The 15,551-nt window shown below is 49.4% G+C and carries 15 protein-coding genes; 5 read left to right on the top strand and 10 right to left on the bottom strand.

The window, feature by feature from the left end:
* The first annotated feature begins 50 nt into the window (after positions 1–50).
* From VN379_RS06905 to VN379_RS06885, 5 genes are read left to right on the top strand one after another with little or no spacing between them, the layout of a single operon-like run.
* On the top strand, positions 51–1,040 hold the full coding sequence (locus tag VN379_RS06905) for a class I SAM-dependent methyltransferase (RefSeq protein ID WP_325532182.1): 990 nt from the start codon (positions 51–53) through the stop codon (positions 1,038–1,040).
* A 22-nt stretch (positions 1,041–1,062) separates the two neighbouring features.
* Positions 1,063–2,109: an ABC transporter substrate-binding protein gene (locus VN379_RS06900; protein ID WP_325532180.1), complete on the top strand. Its 1,047-nt coding sequence runs from the start codon at positions 1,063–1,065 to the stop codon at positions 2,107–2,109.
* Between the two features lie 6 nt (positions 2,110–2,115).
* Positions 2,116–3,144, top strand: a complete 1,029-nt coding sequence (locus VN379_RS06895; RefSeq protein WP_325532178.1) for an iron ABC transporter permease — start codon at positions 2,116–2,118, stop codon at positions 3,142–3,144.
* Positions 3,128–3,949 (top strand): ABC transporter ATP-binding protein, encoded by an 822-nt coding sequence (locus VN379_RS06890; RefSeq protein ID WP_325532186.1) that lies wholly within the window; start codon positions 3,128–3,130, stop codon positions 3,947–3,949. Before VN379_RS06895 ends, VN379_RS06890 begins: the two co-directional genes overlap by 17 nt.
* 50 nt (positions 3,950–3,999) lie before the next feature.
* Entirely contained in the window at positions 4,000–5,286 is a 1,287-nt protein-coding gene (locus tag VN379_RS06885) for a metallophosphoesterase family protein (RefSeq protein WP_325532176.1), read from the top strand.
* Between the two features lie 625 nt (positions 5,287–5,911).
* Here the strand turns inward: VN379_RS06885 and VN379_RS06880 are convergent.
* The 10 genes from VN379_RS06880 to VN379_RS06835 form a co-directional block, all read right to left on the bottom strand.
* A complete protein-coding gene (locus VN379_RS06880) occupies positions 5,912–6,688 on the bottom strand; it encodes an ABC transporter ATP-binding protein (RefSeq protein ID WP_325532184.1) in 777 nt (258 codons plus the stop codon).
* Positions 6,689–6,812: 124 nt separating this feature from the next.
* Entirely contained in the window at positions 6,813–7,904 is a 1,092-nt protein-coding gene (locus tag VN379_RS06875; protein WP_325532174.1) for an iron ABC transporter permease, read from the bottom strand.
* A 44-nt stretch (positions 7,905–7,948) separates the two neighbouring features.
* Complete coding sequence (locus VN379_RS06870) at positions 7,949–9,052, bottom strand: ABC transporter substrate-binding protein (protein WP_325532172.1); 1,104 nt, start codon at positions 9,050–9,052, stop codon at positions 7,949–7,951.
* Positions 9,053–9,060: 8 nt separating this feature from the next.
* On the bottom strand, positions 9,061–11,085 hold the full coding sequence (locus VN379_RS06865; protein ID WP_325532170.1) for a TonB-dependent receptor: 2,025 nt from the start codon (positions 11,083–11,085) through the stop codon (positions 9,061–9,063).
* A 38-nt stretch (positions 11,086–11,123) separates the two neighbouring features.
* The gene (locus tag VN379_RS06860) at positions 11,124–11,873 is read right to left on the bottom strand and encodes a DUF364 domain-containing protein (protein WP_325532168.1); all 750 of its coding nucleotides are present in this window, start codon (positions 11,871–11,873) and stop codon (positions 11,124–11,126) included.
* A gap of 32 nt (positions 11,874–11,905) precedes the next feature.
* Positions 11,906–12,955, bottom strand: coding sequence for an ATP-binding cassette domain-containing protein (locus VN379_RS06855; RefSeq protein WP_325532166.1), 1,050 nt, complete (start codon positions 12,953–12,955; stop codon positions 11,906–11,908).
* Positions 12,952–13,638, bottom strand: coding sequence for a GTP-binding protein (locus tag VN379_RS06850; RefSeq protein ID WP_325532164.1), 687 nt, complete (start codon positions 13,636–13,638; stop codon positions 12,952–12,954). The genes VN379_RS06855 and VN379_RS06850 overlap by 4 nt, the downstream gene beginning before the upstream one ends.
* A gap of 31 nt (positions 13,639–13,669) precedes the next feature.
* Complete coding sequence (locus VN379_RS06845) at positions 13,670–14,095, bottom strand: biopolymer transporter ExbD (RefSeq protein WP_325532162.1); 426 nt, start codon at positions 14,093–14,095, stop codon at positions 13,670–13,672.
* Positions 14,096–14,100: 5 nt separating this feature from the next.
* Positions 14,101–14,691, bottom strand: coding sequence for a MotA/TolQ/ExbB proton channel family protein (locus VN379_RS06840; RefSeq protein ID WP_325532160.1), 591 nt, complete (start codon positions 14,689–14,691; stop codon positions 14,101–14,103).
* Between the two features lie 25 nt (positions 14,692–14,716).
* Positions 14,717–15,403, bottom strand: a complete 687-nt coding sequence (locus VN379_RS06835) for an energy transducer TonB (RefSeq protein WP_325532158.1) — start codon at positions 15,401–15,403, stop codon at positions 14,717–14,719.
* Between the last annotated feature and the right edge of the window lie 148 nt (positions 15,404–15,551).

Raw genomic sequence — 15,551 nt, 5'->3', positions numbered from 1 at the left:
GAATTAATATCTTAGATCAACTCAGAACTATATAGGAGGCGCCTGTTATCATGCATATCCCCAACTTATACGAAAAACTGCCTGTTGATCCCTCACCTGTCCAGAACCTTCTTGCCCAGGGAGTTGTTTACGAATTAACTGCACTGGCGGCAAAAGAGGGGATATTCAACGCTTTGACTGTTGAAAAATCAGCGTCCAGGTTAGCCAGCGAATTGGCATGGGATGAAGTAATAACTGAGCGGGTACTGCAAGTACTTGTCCAGGCGGGGTATTTGACCTGTCTCGGCAGCCAGTATCTGACTATTAAAGCGGTCAGTCAGTATCTGCCTCCAGATAGCCCCTGGTTTCTTGCCGATTCACTGCTTCCTGAGTTTCCCGCCGGTTCTTTTGCCCACAGGGTGCTGCAGGCCCTTAACAACAAGGCCTTCACCCCCTCCTGCCACGAAAGAAAACCGAACCAGGTAGAACGGCTGCGCGGCATTGGCGCGCGCGCTTTAACCAGCGAGTTTGTCCAGACTACTGTTGAAGCAGTAAGCCTTGACCGGAAAAAACACTTGTTTGATTTAGGCGGCGGCCATGGCTTTTACAGCATTGCCTTTGCCCAGAAATATCCTGCTCTGACTGTCACATTGTTTGATGTACCCGATATCGCAGCACTTGCCTCGGCTTCCATTCAGGACTATGGCTTAAGTTCCCGCATTCATACCCTGGCCGGCAACTTCCTGGAGGATGATATTGGCTCCGGCTATGATGCTATTTTGTGCTCCCTGATGCTGTCTCCGGCTAACTTCGCAACTGTGCTGCCCAAAGTACACTCGGCATTACTACCGGGTGGAACCTTGATTGTTCGGATTCACATCAGTGATGGGTTTCCTAACCTGGCCGGCGCTATTAACCGCCTGTTTTGTGCCCTCAACGGTCACCGGAAAATGTATACGCTGGCTGAGTGGCAAAACTGGCTGGCCGAGTACGGCTTCTGCAACGTATATACGGCCAATATCACAGATATTGTTGCCGTCCTGACAGCAACCCGTACATAAATATATGCAGGAGGATGCTAAAATGAGAAAGACAGCCCTGGTTCTGAGCTTATTCTTCCTACTCCTCTTACTCGCCGCTTGCGGCAAGACCCCCGTTTCAGGCGGAGGTGAAGATAAATCGGCTGAAAATGCGATGGTGACAGTAACTGATCAGTTAGGAAGACAAGTGGAAATTCCCCGCCATATTCAAAGAATAGCTGCACTTGATCATTTCGAAGGCCATATTGCCTTCGCGCTCGGCCAGCAGGACAAGCTGGTCCATCAGGCCCTTTACGGCAAGCTCGGACAGGCCATGATCGAAGCAGATGCCGGCTTCCGTGCCAAACCCCAACTACGCCAGGAACAAAAGACGATCACCACCGAATCGTTGGCAGCGCTCAATCCGCAAGTCATTTTTATCAACTCCTCCTTTAACCAAACACAATTGCAGCAATTTGAGAGTGCCGGCATGAAAGTTATTGCCCTAAAAGGCGAGACTTTAGAGGATAGTTATGCAGCTGTCAGGTTAATGGCCAAAGTACTCGGCTCTGAAGACAGAGGAGAAAAATATATCACTGCCTGCGATAAACTGCTGCAGCTTGTCAAAGACCGGACAGGCGCTATCCCTCTTGACAAACGCCTTAATGTCGTGTTCACAGGACCAAGAGATATTTTCTCGGTTGCCACCAAAGACATGCTGCAGTCGTACATCATCGAAACAGCAGGCGGCAAAAATGCAGCCGGTGAAATTAAAGGCTACTGGATTACGGTATCGCCGGAACAAATCTCTACCTGGAATCCTGATGTAATTTTTCTTGGCTCCTCGCTTGATGCCTATAGTCCGGAGGCGCTGTATTCCAATCCTCATTTTGCCACAGTCAAAGCGGCGCAAAATAAGCGGGTTTATTCTTTTCCTTCTACTATCGGCTGGTGGGACTACCCCGCTCCCCGTCATGTCCTGGGAACAATTTGGGCCGCCAAGACTTTGTATCCGGAAAAATTCTCCGATATTGACATGACAAAGGTCGCTGATGAATTCTATTCCGAATTTCTCGGACATTCTTTTACCGAATTAGGTGGAAAGTTGTAGAAAACTATGCGCAAAAAAGTTATATTGATCTTAGCTGTACTATTTGTTGGTGCTGTGGCAGTCTCTTTATGTGTGGGGCGCTATGCCATCAGCCCTGTTGCTATCGCCAGCATTTTGCTGTCTGCTATCGGCTGGACTGGGTGGCTGCCGGCGGTAGCGCCGGAAACCTACCTGGTTTTTATGAATATCCGCTTGCCAAGAATTATCATGAGTTTCATTATTGGCGGCGGTATTTCCATTGCAGGCGCTGTGTTTCAGGGGGTTTTCCGCAACCCGCTGGCCGCTCCCGACATTCTGGGAGTCAAATTTGGGGCTGCTTTCGGTGCCGCTTTGGCAATTGTCTTTTTCACTCAAATACCCTTCGGGGTCTACAGCTTTGCTTTTGCTTTCGGACTGGTCGCTGTACTTTCGGCCTACTTGCTGGCTCTGCGCAGCCAGGACCCATCGGCGTCTGTCCTCGTGATTGCAGGCATCGTTGTTTCTTCCTTGTTCCAGGCCGCCTTATCGGTTCTGATTTATTTGGCAGATCCTTATGATAAATTATCTCAAATTACCTTTTGGCTTATGGGTAGTTTTCATACCGCTTCATGGCTCAAACTAAATACCATTTTACCCATAATCACAGTTTCCTCCCTGCTCATCTATCTCTTCAGCTGGCGGTTGAATGTTATGACCTTATCTGATGAAGAAGCCCTTTCTTTGGGAATCCCTGTTGTCCGGTGGCGAATGCTCTATATTCTCTTAAGCACACTAATTGCTGCTGCGTCTACTGCCGCCGTGGGAGCTATTCTGTGGGTCAGCCTGATTGTTCCTCATATCGCCCGCTACTTAATCGGTACAGAGCACCGGCAATTGATCCCGGTTACAGGTTTTCTGGGCGGAATCTTTGTGCTGTTAATGGATACGCTGGCTCGTTCCCTGTTGATAGCGGAAATTCCTATCAGTATTGTTACCTCAATATTCGGTGCCCCCTTTCTGGGCTACCTGATTCAATGCCGCAAAGGAGGTGAACTTGGCAGTGACCGTACGAATTGATAACATATCAGCAGGTTATGGAAAAGTTCCCATACTCAAGGATATCAGCGTTGAATTGCCTGACGGCCAATTTTGCGCCCTTATTGGCCCTAATGGTTCCGGCAAAACAACCCTGATGCGCTGCATCAACACTATTCTTAACCCTTCCCATGGGAAAATCCTGGTCGATAACCAGGATGTGTCCCGTCTTACACGCAGCCAGCTAGCCAGACTCATCGGCTTTGTTCCCCAGAGCACTCACAGCGTCTTCGCTTTTACGGTTATCGAAATGGTGCTGATGGGCGGAGCAGCCCGCATTAAAGCCTGGTCGGCGCCCACCCGGCTGGACAAGCACAAAGCCCTGTTAATTTGTGAGGAAATCGGTATAAGTCACCTGGCTGCGCATTCCTTTCAGCAGCTTTCAGGTGGTCAGAAGCAGCTTGTCATGCTGGCGCGAGCCCTATTTCAGGAAACTCCGGTCTTGCTGCTGGATGAACCTACCTCAAACCTTGATTTTTGCAATCAACACAAAATGATGGACTTGGTCCGCGATGTGATAAAACGCAAGAATGCTACCGCCCTGATCACCCTCCATGATCCCAATCTAGTTTTGAATTACTGCGACTCGGCCGTCTTAATGAAAGAAGGGCGTCTGATTGCCGCCGGGCAGGTAGAGACGGTCTTAAACGATAGCAACCTGCAAATTGCCTTTGGTGATAATATCCAAACCGATACTACCAGCAGGGGTATGCCGGTGATTGTGCCCAAAAGTCTCTTGAGCCCCCAAAGTAATATGCCAATACTACCAAAAGAACATTGTATATAATACTGACGGCAGCTTGCCCTTATTATATTTTGTAAAAGGAGTGAAAAGAAATGTCGAGGAAAAGAAGCTTGTGGAAATTTGGTTTTACCATGCTGCTGCTGGCCATCATAATCATTGCTGCTGGCGGGAGTGTCGAAACCGCCCGTTCGGCTCAAGTTGATCCCGCGTATATCGCATTGACTTGGTCAGATGACCCCAAGACAACACAGGCCATTACCTGGCAGACAACAGATCCGGCATTAGACCAAATCCAGTATATCCTGGCAGGGGTAGGCAACGATTTTTCGGTGACTGGCAAAACAATACCGGCTGAAAGAGAATATATCCCGGACAACGGGGATACCATGGCTGTTTATTCAGCACGGTTAACCGGTTTAAAACCAGGCACACGCTATTCTTACCGGATTGGAAATGGCGAAACATGGAGTGAAGTACATTTTTTTAAAACGGCTGCTGAAAATGTAACCCAATTTAAGTTCCTCGTTTTCGGTGATTCCCAGAGCACCGCCTATGATACCTGGCATAAAACACTTCAGCGAGCCTATCAGGCCCATCCCGAAGCAGCATTTTTTACAAATGTAGGTGATTTGGTTGATGTCGGCCAAAACGTCAAAGAATGGCAGGACTGGTTTGCTGCATCACAGGGCGTAATTGATACGATTCCGGCAATGCCGTTAACAGGCAATCATGAAATGTACACACCAGTGTGGAAAGTAAATGCGCCGCCTGCGTTGTTTACCGCTCAGTTTCAGCTTCCCCGCAACGGGCCGGAAGGGCTGAAAGAGCAAGTATATTCTTTTGATTATGGCAATGTTCATTTTGTGATGCTTGACAGTCAGGAAAGGGAAGAAAAGCAGTTCATCCCTGATATGTTGGACAAGCAACGGGAGTGGCTGGAACAGGACTTAGCCCGTACTGATAAGCCATGGAAGCTGGTATTCCTGCATCGTCCTCCCTATCATAGCAAGTCCGCGACAAGCAATGACAGGATACGAGAAGCATTTGTTCCTCTATTGGATAAATATCATGCCGATATGGTATTTTCCGGCCATGAGCATGTCTACGCCCGGACATATCCGCTATCTGCCGGCAGCATAGCCAGTCAGGGAACAGTCTATATCACCACTGGCCGCAGTGGAACGAAATATTATAACCAGGCAGAAGCAAATGGCTGGGATGAGGTATTTTATAACCCGATAGACCAGCCAAACTATTTAACAGTCCAGGTAAATGGCGATACGCTGGCCGTAAAAGCCTGGAGGCAGGACGGCGAGTTAATTGACGAATGGCATGTAGACAAATCAGATCCTGTACGGTTGGGAATGGCCGCAAATTGATGCGAAACAAAATAACCTCTAGTCTTGCTCTCCGATAAAGAGGAAACAAGCCTAGCGGTTATTTTTCTTTTAGTACAAAAAAGTGTCAAAAGAGAACGCCAGACTGTGCGTCCCCGATTGTCCTTAGCCCAGGAACGTTTAATAGTGGTTGTCGATGCGGGTGAGGTGTTCGGGTTGGCGGTGGCACCGATCAGGCCGCCGATTGTGGCATACACTGTCATCATGTTGGTCGTGGCGACAGAGTACTCTAATCGCTTGCTGTCGGTGAGTGGACGAGACTGGGCGTATTCGCGGCGATGTCGCCGCGCCATATTGCGGACCGGCCCTTCGGTCGTTTCCGGCTTCATGTAAATCTTGCGCTGGAAAGACAGCCTCTGTAAAGCGCTTAGATGTTGACATTAATACGGCTGACTATTATGAATATAGTCAACATGCAAATACGCAAGGGTGTAAAAAAATATAAACAGCGTGCAAGCCAAATTATCCAGCTTTTTGTCAAGTACTCTGTTTTAAATCAAGCACCTTTACACTCGCCAGCAGCGACTGTAACCATTTTAGCCCCTGTCTGGAAAAACTCTTGCCGGTCTCCCTCCTGCATCAATCGCCAATTGGCAATTACCTTCGCTCACCCCAGCAGCGGCAAACAAACCTTCAGGGTTTTTGACTCGCCGGCGTCGATCTCAACCACCTTGACCTTTGTCATATACAGGTCGCTTAAAACAGTTTCCGTTACTACTGCTTCCGGACTGCCCTGCGCCACAATTTGCCCTTGTTTCATAATCATCACCTGATTGCATAGCAGGAAAGCATGGTTGGGAAAGTGCGAAGTCATAATAATCGAATACCCCTGTTTTGCCAGTTTATCAATCATGCGCAATATCCGTACCTGATTGCCATAATCCAAACTGGCTGTTGGTTCGTCCATTATAAGCAGCCTGGCGCGTTGCGTCAGCGCACGGGCCAGCAGGGTCAGTTGCCGCTCGCCGCCGCTGATACGGCTAAACAGAGCATCTGCCAAGTGTAAGATACCCAGTTCAGCCAGGCTCTCTTGGGCAATGGCATAATCTTGAGCAGCAGGAACGGCAGTAACGTCAATATGAGGCGTACGTCCCATAACAACAATATCCAGCACGCGGTAAGGAAATACCGTCGCGGTAGCCTGCGGCACATAGGCCAGTTCAGCCGCCAGTTCCTTGGCCGGTATTGCCTGAATTTTTTGGCCTCTGATAAATATACTGCCTGTACGTATTTTGACAATGCCCAATAAGCATCGCAGCAAGGTTGTCTTACCGGCGCCATTTGGTCCTAAGAGACAAACAACATCCCCGCTGTCAACAGAAAAGGAAACATCGGTAAGTATATTACCTGCCGACGGGTAAGCAAAACTGATATTCTCGGCCACAAGCAAGTGTATGCCACTCCTTTCTATACACCGAACCCATCTCCTTAGTGTTGCTGCCAAACCTGCCCCAACTGCCGGCTGGCCTCATTGCCCGCATCACAGCCTGTCCTGCGGCTGCCCTGGCTCACTCCAGGCCCCGTTTGCTTCTGGCCAGTAAAAAAACAAAAAAGGGCGCGCCAATTAAAGAAGTAAGAATTCCGACCTGGATTTCGATCGAGGCCAGGCTGCGACTTAAATTATCCATTATCAACAGAAATGTGCCGCCCATAAGCATGGACGCAGGCAGGACTATGGCGAAATTTGCTCCGAACAGCATCCTGGCCGCATGCGGAATCAACAGTCCCACCCATTGGATAATACCGCCAACACTGGTAGCCGCTGCTGCCAGCATGGTAGCGCAGGCCAGCACCGCCAGGCGGGTGGTCCGGACATTGATTCCGAGCGTACGCGCTTCTTCTTCGCCAACACTAAGTACGTTAATCTGCCACCGCAGAAGGTATAGCACTACCAGTGGCAGCAGGATGGGAATAAAGAGCAATAGTACATCCTGATTGGTAACCTTGGAAAGTCCCCCCATTAGCCAAAAGCTGATTTCCGGCAATGTATTCATGGGATCGGCCAGATATTTCAGCACAGAAACAAGGGCCTGGAAAAAAGCCGAAACCACAATACCGGCCAGCACCAGCGATATGGTCGATTTATTGCCGAACCACGAGCTGATCGTAAGGGCGCTTCCCACCGCCGCCAGGCCAAAGACAAACGCCAACGACTCCACCCATATCCAGGACAGGTGGAAAACCATTCCCAAAACGGCACCAAAGGCCGCCCCCCAGGAGGCACCCAGTATTGACGGCGACACCAGGGGATTGCGGAATAAGTTCTGATAAGCCGCCCCGGACACCGCCAGGGCACTTCCCACCAGCAGGGCAGCCATGATTCGCGGCAGCCGGATGTCAAGCACAATGGTTTCCATAGTATCAGTCCCGGCCTGCGGCAAGGCCAAGAGCTTGGCGCAGAGAATAGCCACTACCATATCCGGGGCAACAGGAAAACGTCCCAGCAAAAATGAGCCAAGAAAAGCAATTACCAGTATAAGCAACAGGACCGAAATTTTTCCCACAGCGGCATAAGCAGGCCTCTCGCCAATCCCCCTGCCACCTTTCGCCACACTGGCCGGTTTAGCTGCCTGCCCGGCCGGTATTGAGCTATTATCCACAATCACCGTCTCCTCACACCTTGTTTTAGCCTGCCATATTCCGGTTACTGCACTCTTTGCGCTCTGGCAGCCAACTCGTCCAGCTCCTGTTCGGATAGCTGATAATGGTAAAACAATGAATAAAACCGTTTAACCTCAGAACGAAAATCAAAAGGATAGACAGCAGGATACAGTAAGTTTGCCACCCATCGTATGCCAATAAGACGGCTTACCGCCGGTGGCCGGTCAAACCAGTTAAAAGGTCCTGTGGGAATTTCATATACCTGCCGCGTCTTAACCGCCCGGATATTTTTCCAGGATTTCTCACCCAGGATCAGGGGATAGCTGCTGCTTTCCCCATCGCGGAAATAGCTGATTAATATTACCTCCGGGTTCCAGGCCAGCACCTGCTCCATGGATACCGGGCTGCGGCCAATAGCGCCGCTTTTCGGCAAACCGGGCTCGGCAACATTCAGCCCACCGACAAAATCAATGATTTCCGCATGCCAGGAGCCTCTTGGCTCTGTTTCCAGGCCGCCCCGCCCCTCGGCATAATATACTGTCACCGGGTTGCCTTCCTGTAAGCGCGGTTTCCCGGCGGCCACCAGCGCCATGGTTTCCCGGCAATAGGCCGCCAGCTTGCCGGCCTGCTCTTCGCGGCCCAGTACCTTGCCGGCGGTCAGATACAGCTCTTCCATTTTATTGATATTGCTATCCAGCATGACAACCGGTATTTGGGTCAATTGTTCCAGCTTGTCGGCATACTCCTTATTGGCCGCATTCATGTCGGTTACCAGCAGAATGAGGCTGGGCTGCATCTTGATAATTTCTTCCACATTGCCGGTAGAACCGCGGGTAGTCCAGGCAAGCACCGGCAGCTTCTTGTACTCAGGCAGGATATAGTCTGACTGGTCGGCAGCCATATGATAACTCCAGCCGGCCAAAAGCTCTGGCGCCAGTGTATAAATAAGCACCATTTCCACCGGCGATACCGGGTATACCTTTTCAATCTTCTGCGGCAATGTAACCTTGCGGCCTGCCATGTCGGTGATAATCCTGCCATTTTCCTGTACTGCCCCTGAATTCATGCTTCCTTGCCGCCCGCACCCGGTTAAGAACATGACAAAGATGACACAAAACAAGATGAGCCGTGTGCTTACTCTTTTCATAAACCCACCTACAGCTTAACGCTTACGCCGGCCATGAAGTTAATGCCATCGCCCTGGTGGTCATATGTATCCCAGTATTTAGTATCAAACAGATTATTGATATGCAAATAATAGGAAATGCTGTCATTTTCCTGATAGTTGAAATTAAGATCTATTGTATGATAGCTGTCCAGCTCCGTATAGATATTTCCATAGCTGTTGGCTGTGCTAACATTAGTATTCTTAACCTTGCCCAGGTAATGACCGATCAAAGTAGCTTGGAACTTGTCAACAGAGTAGGTTGCGCCGTAATTGAACATGTTGTCAGGCAAATTGGCGGCATCGGTTGTAACCCCGGCATTAGTGTCTTCCGCCTTCAAATGCGTGTAATTAATAAAGCCCTTCAGCCTCTTGGTAATGCGTTGGTTATATTCCAGCTCCACTCCCTGTATCTCAGTTTTAGCAATGTTGCGATATTCCGTTGTGCTCGGAAGTCTGTCAATCCGGTTATCAATATCATTTTTGAAGACAGCAATGTCCAGTGATGCTTTTTCATTAAGCTTATGCTTCCAGCCTATCTCCTGGTTGGTCGCCTTTTCGGTGCCAGGAACGGCATAACCAGCCTTGCGATTGGCGTTAGCCTGCTTGGCGGTAACAAAATTATGGGTTTTGCCTGTCGAAAAACGCAGCGCATTTTTCTCATCCAATTGATGAGTCAGGTTAAATACCGGATCAGTGGTAGAATCGTCAAAATCGGCAAGTTCTGCCTGTGTTTTACCCGGAATGTTATCGAAGGTTTGCGTTACCTTGTCGCGGCGTACTCCTGCAGTTAAGTCGGTTTTGCTGTCAAGCTGCCAGCTATCCTGCAGATAATAACCTATACGCTTATCGCTGCCACCATCAGTTATACCGCCTGGATTTGTACTGGTATTATCGCCGGAATCCCAGTCAAGCTTGTTGTACTTGGCGCCAAAAGTGATGGTATTATTCCGGGCTACCTGCCAGTCAGCAGTAAGTTCCACACCATCGCCGCTTGAGGTCCAGTCACTGCTATATAACATCGGGTTTTTCTTGGTATCTATACCCGATTTGACGTTATTGCCATTCGTTACCTGCAAGGTATTGCGGTCAGTAACATGGTAAATTTTCATATCATATTTAAGCCGGTCATTGATCTTTTGATCATACTGTACAGCGATATTAGTTTGTTTAAAATCCCGGTATCGCCAGTCTTTCACATCCGACTTTCCACCTATCAGGGTATCACCAGACCATTTATTACTTGTGGCCGATGTCTCATTACCGCTTTGCTGATCAATACCATTGGCAATGTCCCGGTCAGTATTCATATACCAGCCGCTGATTGTCAGGTTCTGGCCCTCGCCCAGCTTCCATTTTATTTGCCCATCGAAATACTCGCTGTCAGACTCAGAATGTCTTAGATACCCATCACCTTTTCTTTTACCAGCGGTAAAGGAGTAGCCGGCATTATTATCGCTGCCGCGATAGGAGATGCTGTTGTCAAAGCGCGCATCAGAGCCTCCCGCCAAATTAAGTTGAAACTGGCCCGGTCCCTTGCCCTCCTTGGTTGTAATTAAAATAATGCCACCTTTATAGTCTGTGCCGTATTGCACCGGCCCTGGCCCTTTGATGATCTCAATTTTAGCAATATTATCAACAGGGATGCCGGCCAAATCAGATGCTGAGTTAGAAGCGATGCCTGATAAGGGAAACACCGGCATGCCATCCATATACACTCTCGTCTGGTCGGTGGCTGCCCCCCGGATACGCACCAGCCGGGCATTCTTATCGGCAGTGGCCATATACAGCCCAGGTACCCCTTCCAGAACCTCAGCCAGGTTTCTCGCTCCTGTTTCCTTAATTTTTTCGGCTGTGATAACCTCAGTAGTAACCAGATAATCAGACAGGGTTGTCGAACGGACCTCCACTTCATCAATAACAATTGCCTCTTCGGCCATTACAGGATTCAATGAGCTGAGTAAACAAACACAAACCGCTGGTGGGACAACCATCTTTCTTAATTTTTTATACATGATAACGCCTTCTTTCCATAATATTTTCGGATAAACCTTTACACTTTCATAGCTACCTTCTGCCCGGTTTTGTAGATCGACGTCCGCTCCAACCCAGCTACAATCCGGGCCAAACCGGCATTATCCTTGACCACAAACCCCGACAGGTCATTGACCCCAAACGAAAATAGAGCCGGCGCCAGCGGCGTAAACGGGCCGACAAGGATGACATACGCATTTTCAGCCAGTTCAAGCAAACGGGGCAGCGTTTTATACACCAGGCTGCTGCAGCTGAGAATGACGAAATCACTGGCCGGCAGGATATATTCGGCAGCCGCCTCCGGGTAATCTCCCTCCCGGGGTTCCCGTTCGATAATGGTCAGCTCGCAAACCGGCTGGTATAGTTGTTCGATATAGGGAAAATGGCCAAGTACGGCTACTTTTTTATTTTTAATGATATTCTGATAGGAAATAAAGGGATCACTGGTCCGGTCCTCGCTATACAGGCTGCCGTTAAGCACAATGCCGTTGGCAGCCGCTTTTGCCGGTGCATTATACCAGGCATTTATCGCCGCCATGCCGGCAGAGGCCTCAACAAAATTCCAGGACTTGATGCACTGGGCCAGTTTTCTCAGCGGCATTCCCAGTGATTTCCGCATCACCTCCGGCAGGGTATCGCCTGGCAGAACATGGCTGAAGCCAACCCCATTATCGCTGCGGACCAAAGCGGCATAGGTGCCGCAAACGAATTCGTCAACAAGGCACGTTTCCGGTATACCATCAATTAAAGCATCATATAATTCCCACATGTTACTAACTCTCCTTTTCCTGCAGCCCCTTATCAACAGGCGCCCGGCTCGCCAAAGTTAACAGCCAGAGGCGAGACTCGCTCACCATAGCGCAGCTGCTGACGGATAGCCAGCATGATGGCATCCAGCTTTTCAATGTCCTTCAGGCTGTTTATTTCGGCAGCGGAAGTCTCCATGATTTTGTGGATACCACCGTTCGTTATCACAATACGCTTAGTCGCACCCAAAGCCAGCAGTGGATCATGGGTAGAAATCAAGACAATTTTTTCGTTTTCCGTCAGCAGGCTGATCGCCTGTTTCCGGTCAATGCCGGCATTTTCAATTTCGTCAATCAGGACAACCGGCGAACAGCTCATATACGCCGTATCGGCAATCATCAGTGCCCGGGATTGTCCCCCGGAGAGCTGGGTCACCTTGATATCCATGGTGAATTTCTCACCGGCTAGTTCGTTGGCGCAGGCAAAACACTGCTGTATCACCTGTTCGGCATTCTCGCAAAGACGGCTTTTTGCATGCATGGCCAGAAATTCAGCGACATTCAGATCCATGACAAAATTCATATTTTGCGACAGCTGCGCCACCATTTTATTGCCCATATCAAAGCGTTCCTCATCGGTTAGCGGGTGGCCGTTAATTAATATCTGACGTTTGGTCGGCGTATCACCCTGGGCTAAACATTCGATGTCAGCCAACAGACAGCTTTTCCCTGATCCGGTAGGACCAACGATACTGACAACCTCACCAACAGCGATCGTGAGGGTTACATTCTCCGCCTCTCCCTGCTTATTTCTGCCGCCGATGATGGTAATATTTTTTACATTTTCCCGCTCTTCCCGGTGATTTGCCAGTGTTGTTATGAATTTTACCAGTTCTTCAGTCAGGCTGAATTCATCGAGACCAAACTCAGCCAGCTGCTCCGGCGGTATTTTTTCTAAGGCCCGGGCTAACGTGAGATTTTTCTCCAGGTCCTGCAAGTTATAATTTATAAAAAAATCCTGTACGACCGGATAGTTTATGAGGATTTCATTAATGGTCTTTTCTGCAATGCCTGCTCTGATTTCTGCATTCTGCACAAGTTTCACCTGAATTCCATCTTTTTCATCATACCCATTTGGTAAGCTTCACCGACCCGCGTTTCTCCGGTACAGTAGGCACATACCGAAGAGGGCATTGAGAAGCGCAAACGCCGGTTTCTCAGTGTTGTAACGTCTTCAGCATTTATGACATGTTTGCTCAGCATAAACGCTCCCTGACCGGTAATCCCATTAACAAATAGAATTCTGGCGCCGGGATTTACCTGCCGTACATTAAACATAAACACTTCCCGTTCAGCCTGCGAGACAATATCCCCTTTGGTAATTAACACAATATCGGCCAGCTTCAGCATGGGACCAATCTTCCGGGGAGTATTAATGCCTGAGAGATTATCAATAACGCAAATGGCAAGAACCCCCTGAATATGTGGCGAACAGCGATTGCACAAGCCAGCACTTTCACTAATCAATATATCAAGTCCGGCGCTCCGCCCCCAATCAACTGCATCTTCAATATTGCTGATAAAAAAATGATCAGGGCAGAACTTTCCGGAAAATCCAACCTGGACTTGTACGCCGTATTCCTTATAGCGTACTTGATCAAAGGAAGTCAGGCAGTCAAATTTTACAACACCGGCCTCCTGTTCGCCCTCTCTGAGACAATCAATCAGCCTGAGGATTACTGAAGTTTTGCCGGAAGAAGGCGCCCCTGATACCGTAATAAGTTTCATATATCTATCCCCTCCCCCCAAAGAAACTCGTTTACTTTACTACCACGCCTTTTCCGTCATTATTAACACCAATGGCGATCCTGGATATTCCACTTTGACGAAGAGCATCCATCAGTTCCACCACACGCCGGTGTTCGACGCCGCCATCGGCATTAATAATGGCAGAGACTTGTTTATCGCCCTGACTCTGGTGTACAAGCCGCCGTGCCGCTTCCGCCGGGGTCTCAACCTGCTCCTTGTCGTAGAAGAGCCTGCCATCTTGGGTTACAGTCAGTAAAACTACCTGCTGAGTCTTGTCCTGCATGCCGGTCGCGTAGGGAAGATTAACAGGCAGGGTATTCTGCGAGGTCATGGTCAAGGTGGCCATCATGAAAAACACCAGCAGAAAAAACATGGTGTCAATCATGGGTATAATCTCAATGCGGGCTTTTTTTAACGGTTTTCGTGGAATTTTCATTGCTGTTACTCCTTATCCGGGAGGGTTAATGCCATTTCCAGCCGGGTGGCGTAATGCTCGATAGTTTCAGTTTCCCTCTCGATGCGGGCCAAAAAGTAGTTGTAGGGAATCAGGGCGATGACTGCAACGCTTATACCCGTTGCAGTGGCAATCAACGCCTCGGCTACCCCGCCGGTAACGGCGTGGGGTTGTCCCATTCCGGATAAGGCCATAATCTGAAAAGAATTAATCATACCGATAATCGTCCCTAAGAGTCCCAGGAGCGGTGACAAGGTAACAATAGTATCCAGCACCGGCAGTCCGCGCCGCATCGCGGCAAGTTCATTAACTACCGCGGCTTCCATGGCTTTTGCCGACTGATAACGATTAACCATCCCCGCCAGCATGACACGAATTAACGGCAGAGGGGACCTTTTTGCCATGTCCGCTGCGTCATCCATACGTTTATCTGCGATCATTCCCAATAATTCTTCGGCCAGGTGTATTGCACCGATACGCCGGAAGAAGAAAAAACGCTCAATAATAACAGCTATCGCCACAACAGAGCAGACAACGAGGGGCAGCATCATCCAGCCGCCTTTTAACAGTTCGTACACTAGGGTTCATCTCTCTTTCTGCCACTTAATCTGCCTCATCAAGACGGAACCGGACTCTTATATCATGAAGACTTGTAACAGGCACACCGCCCTCTTTCGCCGGGGTATAGCGCCACTTTTTAACCGCCTGTACAGCAGCCTCATCCAGAATGTCATAGCCGCTTCCCTCCTTTACCGATACTGACGCGACCGTTCCAGCGGTATCAATGAGCGCGCGCACTACTACCGCACCTTCCCACCCGGCTTTTCTGGCGGCTTGTGGATAGGCTGGTCTGGAACCATAGAGGTAAGCAGGCGATGTTCTGCCACCTCCGTAATGATTATTGCCGCCTCCTGCACCGGCGTTGAAGTTCCCGCCATTGCCGCTAACCGCTACTGTTTCCGATGAGGCAGCAGCCGTTGCAAAGGCGCTGCTTGCTACTGCCGCTACAGCCTGAGCAACAGACTTTGTGCGGGTTGTATCCGGTGTCAACCTGGAAACAGGCTGTTCTGCCGGAGCTGGCGGAGAAGAATCCGGTGACGCAGGCGGCTCAGCGTCTCCTGTTTCAATCATAGCGACAGGAACGATGTCTACTTCTATGGCGGTTCTTTCTGCCGGCTTTTCTGCCGGATAGGGCGGTCCCAGCATAGCCAGGCAGACAATCAGGGCACCGTGGAGCAGCAGCGAGATTCCGGTTGCTTTTATATATGGAGACTTGCTAAGATACTTCATTCTGGCCTCCTTCAAGGTTCACAGCCTCTTGTTTTAGGGATCCCGTTTTCCTTTCAACCCCCAAACATTCAGAAGTATTAGACATTTGATTGTAAAAAAATCAACTAAACACAGCACTGCGTCGTTTAGTTGATACCTCGTTGTATTC

Source organism: Sporomusa sp., assembly GCF_035561255.1.
Lineage (GTDB): Bacteria > Bacillota > Negativicutes > Sporomusales > Sporomusaceae > Sporomusa.
The sequence above is the reverse complement of the archived record's forward strand: the minus strand, read 5'-3'. Positions and strand labels throughout refer to the sequence as shown.